At 36.9% G+C, this 21101-nt stretch carries 23 protein-coding genes; 11 read left to right on the top strand and 12 right to left on the bottom strand.

Features of this window, described 5'->3' with window-relative positions; translation table 11 throughout:
- Positions 1 to 21: 21 nt before the first annotated feature.
- From CHB68_RS08850 to CHB68_RS08875, 6 genes are read right to left on the bottom strand one after another with little or no spacing between them, the layout of a single operon-like run.
- On the bottom strand, positions 22 to 957 hold the full coding sequence (locus CHB68_RS08850; RefSeq protein WP_089260469.1) for a UDP-3-O-(3-hydroxymyristoyl)glucosamine N-acyltransferase: 936 nt from the start codon (positions 955 to 957) through the stop codon (positions 22 to 24).
- A 42-nt stretch (positions 958 to 999) separates the two neighbouring features.
- On the bottom strand, positions 1000 to 1566 hold the full coding sequence (gene efp / locus CHB68_RS08855; protein ID WP_089260470.1) for an elongation factor P: 567 nt from the start codon (positions 1564 to 1566) through the stop codon (positions 1000 to 1002).
- A 43-nt stretch (positions 1567 to 1609) separates the two neighbouring features.
- Positions 1610 to 2395 carry an acyl-ACP--UDP-N-acetylglucosamine O-acyltransferase gene (gene lpxA, locus CHB68_RS08860; RefSeq protein WP_089260471.1) on the bottom strand — a complete coding sequence of 262 codons (786 nt, stop codon included), beginning with the start codon at positions 2393 to 2395 and terminating at the stop codon, positions 1610 to 1612.
- Between the two features lies 1 nt (position 2396).
- The gene (locus CHB68_RS08865) at positions 2397 to 3797 is read right to left on the bottom strand and encodes a bifunctional UDP-3-O-[3-hydroxymyristoyl] N-acetylglucosamine deacetylase/3-hydroxyacyl-ACP dehydratase (RefSeq protein WP_089260472.1); all 1401 of its coding nucleotides are present in this window, start codon (positions 3795 to 3797) and stop codon (positions 2397 to 2399) included.
- A gap of 2 nt (positions 3798 to 3799) precedes the next feature.
- Complete coding sequence (gene lpxD, locus CHB68_RS08870) at positions 3800 to 4816, bottom strand: UDP-3-O-(3-hydroxymyristoyl)glucosamine N-acyltransferase (RefSeq protein ID WP_089260473.1); 1017 nt, start codon at positions 4814 to 4816, stop codon at positions 3800 to 3802.
- Positions 4817 to 4839: 23 nt separating this feature from the next.
- A complete protein-coding gene (locus CHB68_RS08875) occupies positions 4840 to 6069 on the bottom strand; it encodes an HD domain-containing protein (protein ID WP_089260474.1) in 1230 nt (409 codons plus the stop codon).
- 86 nt (positions 6070 to 6155) lie between these two features.
- Between CHB68_RS08875 and porX the strand changes: the two genes are divergently transcribed.
- The 5 genes from porX (at position 6156) to CHB68_RS08905 (ending at position 11005) form a co-directional block, all read left to right on the top strand.
- The gene (gene porX / locus CHB68_RS08880; protein WP_089260475.1) at positions 6156 to 7700 is read left to right on the top strand and encodes a T9SS response regulator signal transducer PorX; all 1545 of its coding nucleotides are present in this window, start codon (positions 6156 to 6158) and stop codon (positions 7698 to 7700) included.
- Positions 7701 to 7710: 10 nt separating this feature from the next.
- Complete coding sequence (tsaE, locus tag CHB68_RS08885) at positions 7711 to 8121, top strand: tRNA (adenosine(37)-N6)-threonylcarbamoyltransferase complex ATPase subunit type 1 TsaE (RefSeq protein WP_089260476.1); 411 nt, start codon at positions 7711 to 7713, stop codon at positions 8119 to 8121.
- 471 nt (positions 8122 to 8592) lie between these two features.
- Positions 8593 to 9249 (top strand): hypothetical protein, encoded by a 657-nt coding sequence (locus CHB68_RS08895; RefSeq protein ID WP_089260478.1) that lies wholly within the window; start codon positions 8593 to 8595, stop codon positions 9247 to 9249.
- A gap of 93 nt (positions 9250 to 9342) precedes the next feature.
- Positions 9343 to 10542, top strand: a complete 1200-nt coding sequence (locus CHB68_RS08900) for an alanine dehydrogenase (protein WP_089260479.1) — start codon at positions 9343 to 9345, stop codon at positions 10540 to 10542.
- Between the two features lie 79 nt (positions 10543 to 10621).
- Positions 10622 to 11005, top strand: a complete 384-nt coding sequence (locus tag CHB68_RS08905; protein ID WP_089260480.1) for a DUF4258 domain-containing protein — start codon at positions 10622 to 10624, stop codon at positions 11003 to 11005.
- A gap of 1 nt (position 11006) precedes the next feature.
- Here the strand turns inward: CHB68_RS08905 and CHB68_RS08910 are convergent, their stop codons facing one another.
- On the bottom strand, positions 11007 to 12173 hold the full coding sequence (locus CHB68_RS08910; protein ID WP_089260481.1) for a proline dehydrogenase family protein: 1167 nt from the start codon (positions 12171 to 12173) through the stop codon (positions 11007 to 11009).
- 111 nt (positions 12174 to 12284) lie between these two features.
- Between CHB68_RS08910 and aroB the strand changes: the two genes are divergently transcribed.
- Both aroB and CHB68_RS08920 read left to right on the top strand, forming a co-directional pair.
- Positions 12285 to 13346, top strand: a complete 1062-nt coding sequence (gene aroB, locus CHB68_RS08915; protein WP_089260482.1) for a 3-dehydroquinate synthase — start codon at positions 12285 to 12287, stop codon at positions 13344 to 13346.
- Positions 13347 to 13455: 109 nt separating this feature from the next.
- On the top strand, positions 13456 to 13797 hold the full coding sequence (locus tag CHB68_RS08920; RefSeq protein ID WP_089260483.1) for a hypothetical protein: 342 nt from the start codon (positions 13456 to 13458) through the stop codon (positions 13795 to 13797).
- Here the strand turns inward: CHB68_RS08920 and CHB68_RS08925 are convergent.
- The 3 genes from CHB68_RS08925 to CHB68_RS08935 form a co-directional block, all read right to left on the bottom strand.
- The gene (locus CHB68_RS08925; RefSeq protein ID WP_089260484.1) at positions 13794 to 14318 is read right to left on the bottom strand and encodes a DinB family protein; all 525 of its coding nucleotides are present in this window, start codon (positions 14316 to 14318) and stop codon (positions 13794 to 13796) included. The two genes, CHB68_RS08920 and CHB68_RS08925, sit on opposite strands and share 4 nt — an antisense overlap.
- An 86-nt stretch (positions 14319 to 14404) precedes the next feature.
- Positions 14405 to 14884 (bottom strand): Lrp/AsnC family transcriptional regulator, encoded by a 480-nt coding sequence (locus CHB68_RS08930; protein WP_027066901.1) that lies wholly within the window; start codon positions 14882 to 14884, stop codon positions 14405 to 14407.
- A gap of 116 nt (positions 14885 to 15000) precedes the next feature.
- Positions 15001 to 16101, bottom strand: a complete 1101-nt coding sequence (locus CHB68_RS08935) for a M14 family zinc carboxypeptidase (protein ID WP_089260485.1) — start codon at positions 16099 to 16101, stop codon at positions 15001 to 15003.
- Positions 16102 to 16355: 254 nt separating this feature from the next.
- Between CHB68_RS08935 and CHB68_RS08940 the strand changes: the two genes are divergently transcribed.
- The 4 genes from CHB68_RS08940 (at position 16356) to CHB68_RS08955 (ending at position 19534) form a co-directional block, all read left to right on the top strand.
- The gene (locus CHB68_RS08940) at positions 16356 to 16718 is read left to right on the top strand and encodes a helix-turn-helix domain-containing protein (RefSeq protein WP_089260486.1); all 363 of its coding nucleotides are present in this window, start codon (positions 16356 to 16358) and stop codon (positions 16716 to 16718) included.
- Between the two features lie 50 nt (positions 16719 to 16768).
- On the top strand, positions 16769 to 17146 hold the full coding sequence (locus CHB68_RS08945) for a hypothetical protein (protein ID WP_089260487.1): 378 nt from the start codon (positions 16769 to 16771) through the stop codon (positions 17144 to 17146).
- Between the two features lie 2 nt (positions 17147 to 17148).
- Complete coding sequence (locus tag CHB68_RS08950) at positions 17149 to 17958, top strand: TerC family protein (protein ID WP_089260488.1); 810 nt, start codon at positions 17149 to 17151, stop codon at positions 17956 to 17958.
- A gap of 106 nt (positions 17959 to 18064) precedes the next feature.
- Positions 18065 to 19534: a Gfo/Idh/MocA family protein gene (locus CHB68_RS08955; RefSeq protein ID WP_089260489.1), complete on the top strand. Its 1470-nt coding sequence runs from the start codon at positions 18065 to 18067 to the stop codon at positions 19532 to 19534.
- Positions 19535 to 19601: 67 nt separating this feature from the next.
- On the opposite strand, the gene CHB68_RS08960 is transcribed toward CHB68_RS08955, so the two are convergent.
- Positions 19602 to 20558, bottom strand: coding sequence for a sterol desaturase family protein (locus CHB68_RS08960; protein ID WP_089260490.1), 957 nt, complete (start codon positions 20556 to 20558; stop codon positions 19602 to 19604).
- A 108-nt stretch (positions 20559 to 20666) separates the two neighbouring features.
- Positions 20667 to 21095: a large-conductance mechanosensitive channel protein MscL gene (mscL, locus tag CHB68_RS08965; RefSeq protein ID WP_089260491.1), complete on the bottom strand. Its 429-nt coding sequence runs from the start codon at positions 21093 to 21095 to the stop codon at positions 20667 to 20669.
- Positions 21096 to 21101 lie beyond the last annotated feature (6 nt).

The raw sequence follows: 21101 nt of genomic DNA on the forward strand, positions 1-21101 counted from the left end.
AATTTTAAAGCATTAACACGCTTATTTATCGTTCATTTTTTTAATTATTTCCGGAATCTTCTTAATGTATGCCAATTGTTTCAATTTTTCCCTGGATTCTTCTATAGGTGTACCAAAATAACTCTTACCACCGGCAACGGATTTGGTTACTCCAGTTTGTCCCATAATAACGGCATTTTTTCCTATGGTAATACCGCTATTGGTCCCTACTTGCCCCCAAAGCGTCACTTCATCCTCAATGATCACACATCCGGCAATTCCCGTTTGCGATGCAATGAGACATTTTTTACCAATGACCGTATCATGGCCAACATGTACCTGATTATCCAATTTGGAACCAAAGCCAATAGTAGTATCTCCCGTTACACCCCTATCTATGGTACAAAGAGCACCTATATCCACATGATCTTTAATAACCACCCTTCCACCTGACCGCAATTTATCATACCCCTCCGGTCTTTTTTTGTAATAAAATGCATCTGCTCCCAATACACTTCCCGCATGTATGGTTACATGATCACCTATTACACAATTGTCATAAATGGTAACATTACTGTGAATGGTACAATTGTCTCCCACAATTACATTGTTACCAATAAAACTATTGGGTTGAATGACCGTGTTTTCCCCTATAATGGCCGATATGGAAATTGGCTGCTTACTGGGTACAAAAGGCTGAAAAAAGGCCGTAAGCTTATTGAAATCCCTAAAGGGGTCTTCAGAAATAAGCAAAGCCTTTCCTTCAGGGCAATCCACATTTTTGTTAATTAAAATGATCGTGGCCTTGGAAGCCAGCGCCTTATCATAATATTTTGGATGATCCACAAAAACGATATCTCCGGGTTCAACGACATGAATTTCGTTCATGCCCAGCACTGGAAAGTTATCATCGCCAACATATTCACTGGATATGATTTCGGCTATTTGCTTTAAGGTAAAAGAAGTTGGAAATTTCAAAGGACCGCTTTAAGTCTATTTATTGAACCAATATGGTCGTTATTACTCCTTAACACGTTCCATGTAAGAACCTGTAGCAGTATCTATCTTAATTTTATCACCTTCATTAATGAACAATGGCACATTTACTTCTGCCCCTGTTTCCACCTTTGCCGGTTTAGTAGCGTTCGTGGCTGTATTGCCCTTTACCCCTGGTTCGGTATAAGTTACTTCCAATATAACACTTGCAGGCATATCAACGGATAATGGCATACTGTCCTCGGTATTGAACATTATCTTAACGACTTCCCCTTCCTTTAATAGACCGGGAGCATCAAGTGAGCTTTCCTGCAAAGTGATTTGGTTGTAGTCATCAGTATTCATAAAGTGATATGTTTCACCTTCTGGATATAAATATTGATACGAACGGGTCTCTACACGAACGTCCTCTATTTTATGACCAGCAGAAAATGTATTATCCAATACTTTACCTGTAGAAACGCTTTTTAATTTAGTACGTACGAAAGCAGGACCTTTACCTGGTTTTACATGTAGGAATTCAATGATCTTATAAATATCATTGTTATATCTGATGCATAATCCTTTTCGTATATCTGATGTAGATGCCATGTGTAATTGATGTTATTGTAGTTAACTAAAAGTTTATAATAATTTAATTGTTGCTGAAATATCCTTTCATGATTCCACGTTGGGAATCTCTTATAAACTGAAGAATTTCATCCCTCTCCGGGGTTGCTTCCATTTCAGCTTCTATAATCTGAACCGCTTGGGTATTATTATAGTTTTTTTGATATAGAATTCTATAGATATTCTGTATTTCCCTGATTTTATCCGATTCAAACCCCCTTCTTCTTAGCCCTACGGAATTAATACCAACATAGGATAAGGGCTCACGCGCTGCCTTTACGTAAGGTGGAACATCTTTTCTAACCAAAGATCCACCCGTTACAAAAGCATGTTGACCTACGGAAACAAATTGATGCACGGCCACCAAACCGGCCAATATGACGTTATCACCAACGGTTACATGACCTGCCAAGGTAGAATTATTTGAAAAAATACAGTTATCGCCTACCAGGCAGTCATGGGCTACGTGGCAATATGCCATAATCAGGCAATTTTTACCAATTACCGTTTTCATACGGTCCGCAGTTCCCTTGTGGATCGTGGCACACTCCCTAATGGTAGTGTTATCACCAATGACCACGGTAGTATCCTCATTATCATATTTAAGGTCCTGTGGTGAAGCGGATATGACGGCCCCTGGAAAAATATTACAATTTTTACCAATACGGGCCCCTTCCATTATCGTTACATTGGAGCCGATCCAGGTACCATCACCAATAGTGACATTATTATGAATTGTAGTAAATGGTTCTACCACAACATTTTTAGCAATTTTTGCGCCCGGATGTATATAGGCCAATGGTTGGTTCATACTATGTTCTTTTAACTATTTGTGCCATAAGCTCTGCCTCACTGACCAGTTTGTCGTTGGCATAGGCGTATGCTTGCATATGACAGATACCCCTTCTTATAGGAGTTATTAAGCTACAATGGAATATCAATGTATCACCAGGTAGTACTTGGCGCTTAAATTTAACTTTATCAATTTTCATGAACAGGGTTAAATAGTTCTCCGGATCAGGTACCGTACTCAAGACCAGGATTCCTCCGGTTTGGGCCATTGCCTCTACCTGTAGAACGCCCGGCATGACCGGTGCACCCGGAAAATGACCTACAAAAAAAGGTTCGTTCATGGTAACGTTCTTCATACCAACCACATGCTCATCTGAAAGTTCTATAATACGATCGATCAACAAAAAAGGAGGCCTATGTGGTAACATATCCATAATCTGATGGATATCCATTAACGGCGGAAGGTTCAAGTCGTATTTAGGAACTTTGTTTCTTCTTTCTATTTTTATGATCTGAGCCAATTTTTTAGCAAACTGGTTATTTACATAATGCCCAGGTTTATTGGCTATGACCTTACCACGAATACGTGTGCCTATCAATGCCAAATCACCAATAACATCCAGTAATTTATGTCTGGCGGCCTCATTTGGATGATGAAGGGTCAAATTGTCCAAGATACCGTTGGCCTTTACGGATAACTTCTTTTTATCGAATGCCTTTTCCAGTTTCGTCATCGTTGCCTCGGAAATTTCCTTGTCTACGTATACAATGGCATTGTTTAAATCTCCTCCCTTTATAAGTCCGTTTTCCAATAGCATTTCCAACTCGTGCAAAAAGCTGAAAGTACGGGCATTGGCTATTTCTGACTTAAAATCGGATATATTATCTAAAGTAGCATTTTGGGTCCCCAGTACTTTGGTCCCAAAATCTACCATGGTCATAAGTTGGTATTCATCAGACGGGATAATGGTAATCTCACTTCCCGTGTCCTCATCCTTATAGCTTATGACCTCCTTTACGATATATTCCTCCCGTTCAGCTTCTTGCTCCACTACCCCGGCATCTTCAAGGACCTTTACAAAAAATTTGGAGGAGCCGTCCATTATAGGTGGTTCGGCCGCATTCAATTCAATGAGCACATTGTCAATTTCCAGACCCACCAAAGCGGCCAATACATGCTCAGAAGTCTGTATCTTAACACCGTTCTTTTCTAGGTTAGTACCTCGTTGTGTATTCACTACAAGATTGGCATCTGCAGGTATTATAGGCTCTCCCTCCAGGTCTACCCTTTTAAACTTATAGCCGTGATTTTCCTCTGCCGGCAAAAAACTTATAGTGACATCGCTTCCCGTATGTAAGCCAACTCCTGTTAGACTCACTTTTTTTCCTATGGTTCTCTGTTTGTTGTTTGCTGTACTCATCGTCAGTCTTTCTTTTCTAAAGTGTCGATTCTACTTATTATTTTTGGTAAGTTCTTAAAATGCACATAGGATTTATTATAATCGCCATAATTTAAAGCTGGCGAACCCTGTAATACCTCATGATCCTTAACGTTTCTTCCTATACCGGACTGAGCCTGTATCTTAACATAATCTCCAATGACAATATGGCCTACAATACCTACTTGGCCACCGATCATACAATGTTTCCCAATTTTTGTAGATCCCGCAATACCCGTTTGGGCCGCAATTACGGTATGTTCACCAATTTCTACGTTATGGGCGATCTGTATTTGATTGTCTAGCTTTACCCCTTTCCTCAATATAGTAGAACCCAGAGTGGCACGATCAATGGTAGTACCCGCACCAACGTCTACATTACTTTCCAATATTACGTTCCCGGTCTGCGGAACTTTGGTAAATTCACCAGATTCATTTGGGGTAAATCCAAAACCATCGGCTCCTAAGATTACTCCGCTATGAACGACACAATTGTCTCCGATAACTGTTTCTGAATATATTTTGGCACCAGCAAAAATGGTTACATTGTTCCCAACGGTAACATTATCGCCAATATATACATTAGGATAAACCTTTACATTATCGCCCAAACGAACATTGTTGCCCAAATAACTAAAGGCACCCAAATAAATATCCAGTCCGTATGTTGCGGAATCTGACTTAAAGATCGGGGCTTCTATTCCCAACTTGTTGTTTTTGACCTGATTGTAGTATTCCAATAATTTTGAAAAGGATTTATAAGCATCATCTACCTTGATTAAAGTGGTAGTAATATCCTGTTCTGGAACAAAATTCTTATTTACAATAGTAATTGATGCCTTGGTCTTATATATAAAAGAAGTGTATTTAGGATTAGCCAAAAAGGTAAGAGATCCATCTTCCCCATCCTCAATTTTTGCAAGTTTGTACACGGTAATATCTGGATTTCCATGTACTTCTCCTTCTAAAATACCCGCAATTTGACCGGCTGTAAATTTCATGGGCGTAAAAGTAACAAAAATAGTTAAACTGCCACTTTGGGGTAGCAGATATAATATTTGGTGACCGTTTTGGAAAGTGCGTTGAGATTTAGATGATCGGAGAGTTTGGCAACATCGGTAATTTTGCCATTTTTTCTAAGAATATTAATGTTTTGATACTCCCTATCGTAAGCTTTATTAGTTAGTTCCCCCTTAAAAACAAAATAGGAGGTTTCCTCATCGGTCAATTTATATTTCTCCTTTATTTTATTGAATTTTATACTGAATTTACGATTGCTTATAGGTTCTTTCTTAAGTTTTATATGCAACAATTTTCTATCTATGATCATTTCACAAAGTGATGAGAGTACAAAATCCTTATGATGCTGCCACTCCTTTAAAGCAGAAAGAATATCGATATCATCCAATTTGGCAAAAGTGTTCAAGGTCTTAGTATTAAAATTATCCTTATTTATCGCATGCGTCAGGAAATAAAGTAAAGGTTGTGAACAGTGCAATTCTTGACCTTTATTTAAAAGAAAACGAGCCCTTTTTAGGATATTGATTAAGATCTGCTCTGCAGCAACACCTGTTTTGTGCAAATAAACCTGCCAATACATGAAACGCCTGGCCATTAAAAATTTTTCTACGGAATAGGTACCTTTTTCCTCAACGACCAAATTACCGTCCACAACGTTAAGCATGGTAATCAATCGTTCTGCATTGGTATTACCCTCTGCCACACCGGTATAAAAACTGTCCCGCTTAAGATAATCCAACCGATCCATATCCAACTGACTGGAAACCAACTGATTTAAAAACTTTTTAGGATGTTTTCCGGTAAATATAGAAATGGCTTCCGTTAAACTTCCGTTAAATCGGTCATTGAGTTCTTTCATGAATTGTAGCGAAATAAACTCATGGCTTACCCCTTCAACAATACTATGTTCCATGGCATGGGAAAAAGGACCATGCCCAATATCATGTAAAAGTATAGCCTCCAATAAACCGTTTTCCTCTTTATTATTTATTTCAACTCCCTTAAAACGAAGCACTTGAATAGATTTTTGCATAAGATACATACAACCCAAGGCATGATGAAAACGTGTATGGTGCGCCCCTGGATAAACCAGATACGAAAGGCCAACTTGTGAAATTCTGCGAAGTCGTTGAAAATAGGGTTCAGCAATCAGGTCAAATATGCGTGTATTTGGAATTCTAATAAATCCGTAAATTGGATCATTAAAGATTTTCAGTTTGTTCGATGTTTTCAAGATAGGTATGTCTTTTCTGAAATTAACAGTTCAAAGTTATACAAAAGCATCAGCATAGAATTTGATAATCGTCAAATAATAATTGAATGAACAAAATAAAAATATTGTGGGTAGATGATGAAATTGATCTACTTAAACCCCATATCCTTTTTTTAGAAGCCAAGAATTATGAAGTACTTACCTGCCAAAGTGGACAGGAGGCGTTAGAGGAATTGGCAGAAACAAGGGTAGATATTGTTTTTTTAGATGAAAATATGCCAGGAATTTCCGGATTGGAGACCCTTTCCGAAATCAAGGTCATTGATAATGCCCTGCCCGTAGTAATGATTACAAAAAGTGAGGAAGAATTTATAATGGAAGAAGCTATTGGTTCCAAAATAGCGGATTACTTGATTAAGCCCGTAAACCCAAATCAAATATTACTTTCCCTCAAAAAAAATTTAGACCATTCTAGATTAATTTCCGAGAAAACCACTAGCAATTATCAACAAGAATTTAGAAAGATTGCCATGGACCTTTCTATGGTGAACTCATACCAAGAATGGGCAGATTTATATAAGAAACTAATTTATTGGGAATTACAGTTAGAAGAAATTGAGGATAGCGGCATGTTTGAGATTTTGGAATCCCAAAAAATAGAGGCTAATCAACAATTTGGAAAATTCGTAGACCGCAACTATACGGACTGGTTTACCGATGCCGATGCACCAGTAATGTCGCATACTGTTTTTAAGGAGTGGATCATACCCGAAATCAAAGATCAGAAAACTTTGGTAATCGTAGTTGATAATCTGCGTTATGACCAATGGTACGCTTTTGAAGATACGGTCAATTCCTTCTATAAAAAGAAAAGAGAGGATTCATACTATAGCATTTTGCCCACGGCCACGCAATATGCCAGAAACGCTATATTTTCTGGACTCACCCCATTGGATATGGAAAAAAAATATCCGGATTGGTGGAAAAACGATACTGATGACGGCGGCAAAAACTTATTTGAGGATAAGTTTTTAGGGGAACAGTTAAAACGAAACGGCCTAGATCTAAAGTGGGAATACCATAAGATCAGTAGCCTTAAGCAAGGAAAGCATTTAAGTCAAAACTTTAAATCACAAAAGGATAATGACTTAACGGTCATTGTATATAATTTCGTGGATATGCTCTCCCACGCCAAAACAGAAATGGAAGTGATCAAGGAATTGGCATCTAACGACAAATCTTACCGATCGCTTACCAAAAGTTGGTTCAAGAATTCCCCAATGCTTGAAATCATACAACAGGCCCAAACCTTAGGTTTAAAACTGATCATTACAACAGATCATGGCACCATTAATGTAAAATCACCTTCCAAAGTGGTGGGTGACCGTGATACCAGTGCCAATTTAAGGTATAAGACAGGCAGAAGCCTTACGTATGAAAAAAATGATGTTTTAGCTGCCAAAGACCCAAAATCCATTTTCTTGCCCAGCATTAATATGAGTAGTTCATATATTTTTGCCAAAAATGATTATTTCTTTGCCTACCCTAACAACTACAACCATTATGTTAGCTATTATAGAAACACGTATCAACATGGTGGAGTTTCGTTGGAAGAAATGATAATTCCTTTTGTAGTTTTGGAACCTAAATAGATTTAAATACATGGAACTTATTTATACGGAGCAGGACCTACCTTCCATTGCTAGGACCATACTTGAATATGTGGATACTAAAATATTGGCCTTTTATGCTCCCATGGGCGCTGGAAAAACTACATTGATCAAAGCTTTGGTCAGAGAATTGGGCAGTACGGACAATGTGAGCAGTCCTACTTTTGGTTTAGTGAACGAGTACCAATTAGATAATGGAGAACTATTAGCTTATCATTTTGACTTTTACCGTTTAAAAGATGAAACTGAAGCACTCGATATGGGACTGGATGACTATTTACAGTCCAACGCATGGATATTTATGGAGTGGCCAGAAAAAATACCCAATTTAACACCCGAAAATATGCACACCCTCAAAATAGAGATTTTAGACCAAAAAACTAGAAAACTTACGTTGGTGTAACCAAAATGGTATAGACTGAATCCTTAACTTGGTGTATTTTCAGTGAACAAATAAAATTTCCTACATCGTTTTACATCGATTTTTATTGTGTTTAATCGATGAACAGCACGGAATTCGTTAAAATGTATATTTTTTCCGTTAAAATGCATAATTTTAACGTTCAAATACTTCATTGTAGTACATTATTTCTTACGTTTGTAAGGAGAACTAATTCTTGTTTAACCAAAAACCCCTTGAAAATGAAAAACAAAAGGACTTTTCTTGCCTCCTTGGCATTAGGTGTATTTCTATTAGCAATGAGCGCTCCAGTTATCAGCCTTGATAACCAACAAGCAAATATTGACAAAAGACATTGCACCAAAAAGATTTAATCTTTAGAAAAAAGGTTAGGAATAAAAAGGGCAATATTTATTGCCCTTTTTTATAATATTTAATTATATCTACCGTTAGAAATTAGTAATTAAATTACTAATGGTAACAAAAAAGAAAGAAGCAAAAAAAAAGATTTTTCTAGAATCTATTTTAGTGTTTTTTATTGCAATCGCCCCATTTATTTATAAGACCTACGAATATCTACCATTAAATGCTGATGGCAGCATTTCTTTTTTATGGTTTACTATAGAAGATAATGGGTTTCAAGATGCCTCATTTTATGTTTGGTTTTTGACTTCAAAGATTGTCCCCTTATATCTATTTATTTTTTGGTTTTTAACTTCTAGGGATTGGTGGTATCATATTATCATTATTCCAATTGCGATGTATGCATTTCAATTATTTGAATTAATTTTTGATTCTGATTTGCAAATTGATACGGACAATATCTGGTGGATAATTCCAGTTTGTATGGTAACTATTCCCTTTGTGTATTTCATTAGGATTAAATTATATGACAAGCATGTGCACGGTATAGATCTAGAGGCCATGGACGCAGAACTGGAAGAATTAAAGAAAAAAGGGTTTCAAGTTGAAGACCAAAATACTAGTGTTGATAATACTGTTGAGAAAGAGGATGAAAGCACTATGTCTTTGGCCGATAAAGTAAACACCAAACTTTCAACGAACAGTATTGAAACTTTCCTAAAAGGAATTCAGGACCGTTTACAAGGATGGTTGAATTTTAAATTCTAGGTTATCTCACGTGATATAATCCCTATATAGATTATCTTAAAAATTGTACATTTGAGTTTCAGGTCTTAGATTTGAACAACGTACATTTTTCTTATGAACCAACCCGCTTCCCCATTTAGTAAACAACAATTACTTCCACAAGAAGAAACGTTAGAAGTATATAGACAAAAAGGAGAATTGTTTATTGGTATTCCCAAGGAAAATCAAAATCATGAAAAACGTATTTGCCTAACCCCGGACGCCGTTAATGCAATAACGTCTAACGGCCATCGTGTTTTAATAGAGTCAGGAGCAGGTGAAGGAGCGCATTACTCTGATTTGGATTATACCAAAGCGGGAGGCGAAATCACCAGAGACACTAAAAAGGTATTTGCCTGTCCTTTAATATTAAAGGTTGAACCGCCTACCTTATCTGAAATAAGCCATATAAATCCACAGACGGTAATTATTTCTGCCTTACAGATAAAGACACAGTACAAGGCCTATTTTGAAGAACTTGCCCGTAAGAGAATTACGGCAATTGCATTTGAATATATTCGTGATGAAGAAGGCAAATACCCTGCCGTACGTTCACTAAGTGAAATTGCAGGAATTTCTTCGGTATTGATCGCGGCGGAATTAATGGCGGCAAATAACAAGGGCAACGGTTTAATGTTTGGGAATATAAGTGGCGTACCTCCTGTTGAAGTAGTAATTATAGGTGCTGGTACCGTTGGCGAATTTGCGGCACGATCGGCCATAGGAATCGGTGCCAATGTTAAGGTTTTTGACAATTCTATTACCAAGCTTAGAAATATACAGACCAATCTTAAACAAACCGTTTACACTTCTACCATACAGCCAAAAAATTTGTTGAAGGCCTTAAAAAGGTGTGATGTAGCCATTGGCGCAACACGTGGCAAGGATAGGTCACCGGTCGTAGTATCCAGTACTATGGTGGAACACATGAAAAAAGGGGCTGTAATCATTGACGTAAGTATAGATACCGGTGGTTGTTTTGAAACAAGCGAGATTACTACGCACAACAAACCCACAAAGGAAAAATTTGGGGTCATTCATTATGGCGTACCCAATATACCATCTAGATATCCAAAAACAGCATCTGTAAGTATAAGTAATATATTTACACCTTATTTGTTAAAAATAGGTGAAGATGGCGGACTTGAAAATTCGTTACGATTTGACAAAGGACTGCGCAACGGCCTTTATATGTATCACGGTATCCTGACCAATAAATCGGTAGGTGAATGGTTTGACCTTCAATACAGCGATATTAACTTCCTAATTTTTTAGATTAACCAACACTTTATTTTTCCTATCCTTTAAAAAGACATAATTTCGCGGTCATTAGATCAAATAATGATAAGCTAGCATGGATTTTTTAAAACGATTGGGTTTTTATTTAGTGGGTATGTCCATTGGCATAGTATTCCTAACCATGTTTTTAAAGAAGAAATCTGATGAGACAGGCGTTTACTTTTGCTATTTACCAAACTGCAGGACGTTAAAGGATATACGCTCAAAATCAATGTATTATAGTGATGAAGCCTTGCAAAAACTTAAGGAATACCAATTAGACTCAACGGACGTTACCTATATTTTGACCGAAGGGGATGTAGATTTCAGTAAAAGTGACACCGAGTCCGTTCCCTGTAAGACATATGTTATTGAGGCTGAACGTAAACAGAGCAACTATATTTTTACCGTTCAAAACTGTAGGGAAAGGGCCACTATACAAAAGGTAGCGGCCCAGTAAATTACATTTTACGACGTTTACGCTCTTTTTTCAATAATGTCAGTTCCCTACTGGTCTGTCCGGCAACAGATGTATTTTCATCGGCCCTTCTTATCAAATAAGGCATAACATCACGAACAGGGCCAAATGGTAAATATTTGGCAACGTTATATCCATTGGCAGCCAAATTGTAAGAAATATGATCACTCATTCCGTATAATTGACCAAACCATATATGCTCATTATTTTTGTCAATTCCCTTTTGCTGCATTAACTCCATCAATCTATAACAACTTTCCTCGTTATGGGTACCTGCAAAAATGGAAAGAGTCTCCAAATTATCGATCATATATGCAATGGTATCATTGAAATTATCGTCCGTTTCTGACTTACTTTTACAAATAGGCGAAGGATAACCATTTTCCTTGGCTCGCTCGTTTTCCTTTTCCATATAGGCACCACGAACAACTTTCATCCCTACAAAAAAGCCTTCCTCTTCCGCTCTCTTCTTCAATTCTTTTAAATACGGCAAACGATCCCATCTATAGGTTTGCAACGTGTTGAATACTATTCTTTTCTTTTTATTGTATTTACGCATCATATCCTCGGCCAAATCATCTGCAGCATCCTGCATCCAACTTTCCTCACCATCGATCAGCAAGGAAACTTCCAAATCGTGTGCTTTTTTACAGACCTTGTCGAATCTATTGACTACCCGCTGCCATTCTGCTTTTTCATCGGAAGTCAATGTTTTCTTTTCGCTTATTTTTTGATACAGCGCAAAACGTCCAAATCCTGTTGGTTTAAATACTGCAAACGGAATAGCTTCCTTTTCCTTGACAAAATCCAAAATTGTCAAAATAATTTCCGTAGCCGTATCAAAAGGGTCTTCCTCCTCTTTGCCTTCGACCGAATAATCCAATACGGAGCATACCCCTTTTTCCCACATACGATCAACGACCGGAAGGCAGTCGCGCTCATTGACCCCACCACAAAAATGGTCAAATACAGTGGCCCTTATCAAACTTTCTACAGGTAAGTTTGCCTTAAATGCAAAATTGGTAATTACCGAACCTAATTTTACGAGAGGTTCGTTTGAAATCATCTTAAAAAGAAAATAGGCTCGTTCTAATTCTGAATCTGACTTTAACGCAAATGCTGTTGCAGTATTTTCAAATATCTGGTCCATTTATTAAGTTTTCTACAGCTTTCAAAGATAATCACAGATTTTATAATCCTAAGACTAAAAATTACCTTTATTTTGCGTATAAATAGCTAATAAATTAAGCCATATTTATTGATGGATTCAATCATTTCAGATTCTTACGCGGTACATTTTAACGAGGGTGCCTTTAAGGCATTAAATGCCCACTTATCAGAAAAAAAATATTCTACTGTTTTTATTCTGGTCGATGAAAACACCCATGAACTCTGCTTGCCAAGTTTTATGGCAGAAATAAACGGTGAGCATAATTTTGAGATTATTGAAATAGAATCTGGGGAAACGAATAAGAATATCGATACCTGTATTGGTGTTTGGGAAGCTTTATCAGAGCTGGGCGCCGATCGCAAAAGTGTCTTGATCAATTTGGGAGGTGGTGTACTCACGGACATGGGCGGGTTCATTGCGTCTACATTTAAGAGAGGAATAGATTTTATTAATGTACCCACTACCCTATTATCCATGGTTGACGCTTCTGTGGGCGGAAAGACCGGAATAGACCTGGGCAACCTTAAAAATCAAATAGGGGTCATCAATCAACCGGTCATGGTACTGGTAATTCCTGATTTTCTTGATACATTGGAAGAAAGACAGGTACAAAGCGGATTTGCCGAAATGTTAAAACATGGGCTTATACAAGACCCTCTGTATTGGGATACGCTAAAAACGGTCAACGGTCTTAAAGAAATGAAAGACCATATATTAACTTCTATTGAAATAAAGAATAAAGTAGTTCTACAGGACCCAACGGAACAGCATATTCGTAAAATCCTTAACTATGGGCACACACTTGGCCATGCTATCGAATCTTATTTATTGAGCCATGATACCAAAGAAATGCTTTTACATGGTGAGGCCATTGCCATTGGTATGATTTTAGAAGCCTTTTTATCCCACAAATTACTTGGCCTTGAGCTATCATCAATGGATGATATAAAAACCACATTTTTAGAGCGCTATACAAAAATTGAATTTTCTAACGAGGATATTGATAATCTATTGAAACTCATGAAGTACGATAAGAAAAATTCTCATGGAAAAGTAAATTTTGTACTTCTTAAAAAAATTGGTGAACCCGTTGCTGATATTGAAATTCCCGTAGAATTGTTCAAACAAGCATTTGCTTACTACAAGGAATAAAAACTTCATATACCAAAAACCGTACTTTCACAACTCTTTAAGGCCGTTAATCGTTTTAATGACTAGTTTAGAATAAAGATAACCACAACCTTCTAAACCTAAACTAGTTATGACCAGACGACTTATTGACCACAGGAAATTAGACCACAAATTAGCCACACTCCTTATAGAAAAATATCCTTATGGATATGGTGATGACGATATCATAACCTTTAAGAACATTAATGGGGATTACGTGGAAGCCGTAGAATTAAAAACAGAGGATACTTTGTACTTGGTAAAGATCAGTAAAAGCCTTTCTAACTTTATTGCCAATTTTGAAGAGAATATTGATAAGGAGCTGGAAAGCAAAACGGCCGAAGAAGTTATGCAATCAGACGATTTGACTAAAGCCCTTTACTTAAACTTTGAAAAAGGCTCCGAATCTGAAATGGACCTTGAACTAAATTAAACGACCAAATAGCGGTCTCGTAAAATATGTTCATGATGTTTCTGGTGCCCGCTAATGGCTAGTCCTAAAGCGGCAACGGACCAAGGCATTCCACTTGCCGTACCAATTTGCTGTAGCTTATTACGGCTCATATTCTTGAACAAATTAATAGAGGCATCACGTACAGCAAGGAAATCATTTAAGATATCTTCTTTGGACAGTTGATCGCTTTCACTTTCCAAGACATAATCATCCTGTTCAAAACCAGGCAATGGAGTCTTGTCATTTCTGGAAATTCTAAAGGCACGGTATTGAAATACACGTTCCGTATCCACCAAATGAACAAGCACTTCTGCTATGGTCCATTTACCTTCTCCATATTTGAAAGCCAGTTGTTCTGCGGAAATCCGCTCCACAAATGACTGAAACCATTCTCTACCTTGTATTAATGCCATTAATAGATCATCTTCCTCGTCCAACGTTCTAAGATAAGTGGCATAAAAGTAATTAAACTCGTTTTCCTGAAGGTCTGAAATTCTCATAATTCCGGTACTTAATTAAACACTCAATAAAATAAAAAAGCTCAATTATAGAACAATTGAGCTTTTACAAATTGGTATTAACCAAATTATAATTCGTTAAAAATAGTATGCATCAAACGTTTCTTATCATTAAAGCTTTCCTCTAATGAAATCATAGTTTCCGTTCTACTTATACCATCAATATCGTCAATTTTGAAAATAATGTTCTTGGCATGCGTGGTATCTTTCGCCCTTATTTTACAAAATATATTGAATTTGCCCGTAGTAATGTGAGCAATGGTCACATTTGGTATTTGGTTCAATCGTTCTAGTACAAATTTAGTCTGATGCGTTTTTTCCAAGAAAATACCAACATATGCAATAAATGCATATCCTAGTTTCACATAATCCAATGTAAGGGAAGAACCTTTAATGATTCCTGCCTCTTCCATTTTCTTAACCCTAACATGTACCGTACCCGCAGAAATCAAAAGTTTTTTTGCAATATCAGTAAAAGGAGTTCTGGTGTTATCAATTAACATATCCAGAATCTGGTGGTCTATTTCGTCTAATTTGACTTTGCCCATTGTAATATTTTTTTTGCCAAAAATAATTAATTATCACATTAAATGCATCAAAACTCTATTTTTTTTAATGAAAATGTAAACAATTTTACTTTTTCAAAGAAATAAGATAATGAATATCAATTAAGTAGTTTTAATATGCCATGCTTTTTCAGCCAATTTAGGTCCTTATCATTAGAAAAATCAATCATTTTATGCCCAAAAACTACTTGGGGAATTTTTTCAAACTCATGAAGTTCTGGCTTAAACAAAAGCTGTGCGTTTTCTAAAACCTCCTTATACTGTACGGCTATTCCATTTTCAATACCGGGCCCTTTTAGTTTACCTGATGGGTAATTGTATATTAATATATCTACAAATTGTTTACTATTTTCAGGTATGGCCAAATATTCATCAACCTTATAATGATCTAAAGTATTGTCGGCAATTGTAGCTATCGCTTTTAACAAGGCATTGAAAATATACATACGGGTATGCTCCCTGGAGTAATCATCGGGATAGTGACCGGCTTCGAATAAAATGGTCGGTATTCCTTTCATTTGAAATGCATCTCCTACACAATTAGCATTAAAGCCATCATCATATCTTCCTATTTGACCGGGAATTAATCCATGTAACGTTTCGTTCATGGCAGCTATCAACTGCATGCTGCGCGCCCTAGAAGGGGAATTGTTTCGTTCTTCGTCAAAAGCTGGTGCTAGAAAAGAAACTGTTGCTGGTTTGTTGGTATCACCAACATTAAAGATGGTGCGTTGGTCATGTAGGTTAAAACAAAAATTAGGTGAAAAAGAATCAAACTGTTGCTTTAAAATAATACTTTCCGGTTGTGAGAGGTCTTGGGCATCTCTATTAAGATCTATACCATTTGCATTTACCCGGGTATAATCCCTAGCTCCATCTGGATTAAGTATGGGAATTATTCTTAAAGTACATGTTCGCTTCAGTTCATCATTGTGTTCCAAGTAACGAAGTAAATCCAGAACGGCTTTTGTTGTGGTTGATTCATTGCCGTGCATTTGTGACCACATTAAAATTTTATTTGGCCCTTGACCAAAAGTAATACTCCTTACCTCCTCACCACGAACGGATTTACCGATCACTTCATTTTTAAAAGTATTGGGTAACTCATTTAGAAAAGAATTAATAAGGTCATAATGAACATACCTTCCTTTAATTTCAGATACATAAAACAAATTGTACTCTTTATCTACTAGTGCCATAAATTATTAATAAACCACAAAAATACTACAGCTTAAGTTTACAATTGTAAACAATTTCATCCTACTAAATAAGGGTCAAAATACACAAATGACAACAAAATAATTGAAAATATTAAAATTAACACTTAATCCACTATAAATCAATATTATATATTTGATTATATGAATTAATAATTCAAATATATTTTCTAAAAAAATACCTAATTTATAATATTTAACATTAAAAATATAACATAAAACTTAATTTTGTAAACATGCTGGATTCCGCTTCATTTATTAAAAGAACAAAAGCACTACTGGAGTATTATAATTTGTCCGCTGCAGCATTTGCAGATGCAATACATGTTCAGCGTAGCAGCATATCACATTTATTGAGCGGTAGAAATAAACCTAGTCTAGAATTTGTGATGAAAATTCACGAGGCATTTCCAGAAGTAGCCTTGCCATGGCTTTTATATGGTAAAGGCACTTTCCCCACTTCTTCACAAGAACAAATTGAACCACATACTGCTGCACAAACGCTCGCCCCCACAACCCAAGCAAATGAAAAAGGTCTCATTGATCGTATAATCATTTTTTATAAAGACGGCACATTTAAAACCTACAGCGAGAAGTAAGTGCACATTTTTTTTTAATTCCAACGCGCTATTTTCCCTATTTTTACATCATGATTAAAAATTTTTTTATTGCTATAGGAATTTGCGCTACCCTTACTTCCTGCTATGAACCTGAACGAAATTGTAAAGCTTATAAAACAGGCACGTTTACGTTTACCTATGAAATTAACGGGCTTGAAAAAGAGGGGAAATTTATAAGGGATGAAAAGTATAGCGTAGACTATTATGAAGATCAAATAGACAGTGCTACCGTAAGATGGTACAATGACTGTGAATTTGTTCTTCAAGATATTAACAGTAAAAATGCCATTCAATACAAAATAATTAGCACTACTGATTCTACCTACACTTTCCAGTATAAAAGTGCCGTCAAGGACCCTAATAAGGAGTTGATCGTAAAAACAGGAACCGCATATAAAACCAACTAACCATGTTCGAAATTTTCACCAATCCAGATGCGTGGATCGCATTGCTTACCTTAACATTTTTAGAAATTGTATTAGGGATCGATAACATCATTTTTATTTCCATTGCAGCAGGTAAACTTGAACCCGCACAGCGTAAGAAAGCGACCAATTTAGGATTGGTATTGGCTATGGTAATGCGTATTGTCCTTCTGTTCGGTATATCCCTGTTAACTTCAATGAAAAAGCCTTTTTGGGTTTTTGACAGTGAATGGATAACCGGTGGCATAAGTGGGCAAGGAATCATTTTATTTCTTGGAGGATTGTTTCTATTATACAAAAGCACCAAGGAAATACACGAAAAAGTAGAAGATAAAGGACATGACGAACGTGAAGTAAAAAAGGCTAGGTCCACATCCTTGACCAACGCTATTATGCAGATTACCGTCATTAATATCGTTTTTTCATTTGATTCTATTTTAACCGCAATAGGTATGACCAACGGTATTTCTCCCAACCCTAATGATGCACTGGTCTTAATGGTCGTTGCTGTGGTCATCTCGGTTATTATAATGATGCTTTTTGCCAACCCTGTTGGAGAGTTTGTAAACAGGCATCCTTCCATTCAAATACTAGGCCTTTCATTTTTAATCTTGATCGGTTTCATGCTTATTGCCGAATCTGCTCATTTAAGTCATTTAATTGTATTTGGCAACGAAGTTGGCACCATACCCAAAGGCTACCTTTATTTTTCAATTGCCTTTTCACTTATGGTCGAGTTTTTTGACCTAAGAATGAAAAAAAACAAAAAACCTACTGCTCCCATAGAGGACTAAAGACTTACTTATTTAAGACCCTTGTAATCAATACTATCACAATTGTTTTACAAGGGTCTTTTGCGTATATTGGATATACTTATTTCAACGCAAAACAAATCCAACCATGAAAAACAACAACAAACCAAAATCCGCAGGTTTTAACCGTAGGGATTTTGTAAAAAAATCCGCTTTGGCCTCCTCAATTTTTATAGTACCAAGACATGTCCTTGGCGGACCCGGTTTTCTTGCTCCAAGCGACCGTTTGAATATAGCGGCCATTGGCGCTGGAGGTAAAGGCATCAGCGATATTAAAAATGCTTCCGTAAATGGCAGGGAACGTGTAGTTGCCTTATGCGATGTTGATTTCTCAGGAAGCGCCGCAAAGAGTGTTGAAAATTTCCCTAAAGCAAAACTATATGACGATTTTAGGGTAATGCTCGATAAAAAGAAAAATATAGATGCGGTAACAATTTCAACTCCGGACCATGTACACGGACCTGCCGCAAAATGGGCAATGGAAAGAGGTATACACGTTTATGTTCAAAAACCAATGACCCACAACATTAAGGAAGCACGGGCATTGACGCAAATGGCCAGGGACAATAAAATAGTCTCCCAAATGGGGAACCAAGGAGGCTCCAATCCACTATTGGGCATGGTGCAACAATGGATAGATGACGATAAAATTGGCGCAATTTCCAAAGTTCAGGTATGGACAAACAGACCTGTTTGGCCACAGGGTATTGAAATGCCACAACCTAACGCCAGTTTAAGACCAGACGCATTAAATTGGGATTTATGGTTAGGCCCTGCAACGGAAAGAGAATACATACCAAATCTGCACCCATTTAATTGGAGGGGCTGGTGGGATTTTGGTACAGGGGCATTGGGCGATGTAGGATGCCATTTAATTGATATACCGTTTAGGACACTGAACTTAAAATATCCAAAAGATGCAGAGTGCAGTGTAGCTTCTGTCTTTTCAAAAATGTGGACTCCGGATTATTACCCGGAAGGCTGCCCTCCTTCCTCTTTTATAACCTTACATTTTGATGCCACGGAAAAATCAAAATCACCCATTGAAATGACTTGGAGCGATGGTGGCATACGTCCATCACACCCGGATATTATACCGGCAAATGACGATATTGGCGGTAAAGGCAGCGCCAATGGAGTATTGATAATTGGAGAGAAAGGTATTATTTCCACAAATATCAATGACAGTTCGCCATTAATGCCCAAACTTTATTTAAATGACGGTACTACTGAATTTGGACCTGAAACGGAAGAAAACCTTGAACCGGAATATGGACATCAACGCAAGTGGGTAGATGCCTGCAAAGCTGGTTTTGGAAGTGAGGAACATTTAGGGCTTACATCTTCATTTGATTATGCCGGTCCTATGACAGAAACTGTACTCATGGGCAACTTGGCCATTAGAAGCTATATGCTACAAAGAGAAAACTCAGAAGGCGCAAAAGAATTTTTTGCACGTAAAAAATTACTATGGGACGGTGAAAACATGAGAATTACCAATATGGAAGAAGCCAACCAATTTGTTGGAAGGCAATACAGAGAAGGCTGGGAAGTATAACAATCCGTAAACTCTCAACTAAAAAAAGGAGGCGATTTGCCTCCTTTTTTTTAAGTATCCAATAGTATTAATTTGGCCTATTGAAAGCCACCTTAGGATTGGCTTCCTTTTGCTCTTTGAACAACCGCTGCTGTTGCTTAACGGTCATTGTGCTGCCATCATGGCTCCAACCAGGAGGCCCAAAAATATACATTAATTTATGACTTAGCTTTTTTGATTTTTTAACATCCGCCCAAATATCCTTAAACTCATGCGTTAAGATTACAATTGGATTGTTGGAATTAGGCGCATGGATTACTCCAAATTTAACATCTATTTCTTCATCATATTCTTTCCAAGTTCCAAACATTTTATCAAAAATATTTAAAAACCCTCCATGGTTTTTGTCCAAATATTCCACATTCTGAGCGTGGTGAACCTGATGCATCGTATGCGTATTGAATATTTTCTCGATAAAGCCCATTTTAGGAACATATTGGGAATGTAGTTGAAATTGCCAAAAGGATTCAATTGCCAAACACACTACGACCATTTCTACTGGAAAACCAATAATTGGCATCCAAACATAAAAGAACGGCTTGTACAATAAAGTGAACCATCCGTTTCGGATAGCCGTACCTAGATTAAAATTATCTGATGAATGATGTACTATATGTGCAGCCCAAAGAATACGTATCTCATGATTGGCCCTATGAAACCAATAATAGGTAAAATCATCTGCTAATTGACATAGCAACCAAACGTACCAAGCATAACCAAAAGACTTATACCCCATAATATTGGTCCTAACGCCATCTACCAAAGGGTTAAAAAGTTCATAGGCATACTCAAAAAGTACAACTAACAAAACTACTTTTAACAAAGGTCCAATAATTGCAGAACCAATGCCCATTACACTGCTAGCCGCAAAATCCTTCCAATCATAGAGATCATCGTCCCCATGGGTTTTGCTATATGTAAGTTCCAATAAAATAAAGGCTATAAAAGCGGGCGCACCGTATACCAGAGGGTTGGTAAAATCCATTAATCAAAAAATTTAGGTAAAGATAGTTATAAAAGCTTCCATTCTATAAGTTGTCTAATCTTATGTGCCTATTTATGAATAGGCAAAATTAATGATTGAACAAACGTGCTATTTTTGTTTTCTAAGAAGTTCATTTTGTTCCTTAAGCAGACTCTCCATACTTGACAATAACGCAATATTTTTTGGTGTCTCCACCTCTTTGTTAGCCGGATCTTCCGATTTTTCCTTGAATCTATTGATAAACTTTACCATTACAAAAATGGTAAAGGCTATTATTCCAAAATCAATTAAGGATTCTATTAGTTCCCCATACCCTACAGCAACTTCCTCAACAGTATCCGTAGCCTCTCTTAACACCCACTTTTTATTGGATAGATTTACATCATCCGTCAACAAAGATAAAGGGGGCATGATGATGGCAGACACAATGGTACTAACCACTTTATTGAATGCCGTTCCAATAATGATACCAACAGCAAGGTCTATCATATTGCCTTTAACAGCAAAATTTTTAAACTCTTGAAAAAAATTCTTCATAATTCC

Source organism: Maribacter sedimenticola (genome assembly GCF_900188415.1).
Taxonomy (GTDB): domain Bacteria; phylum Bacteroidota; class Bacteroidia; order Flavobacteriales; family Flavobacteriaceae; genus Maribacter; species Maribacter sedimenticola.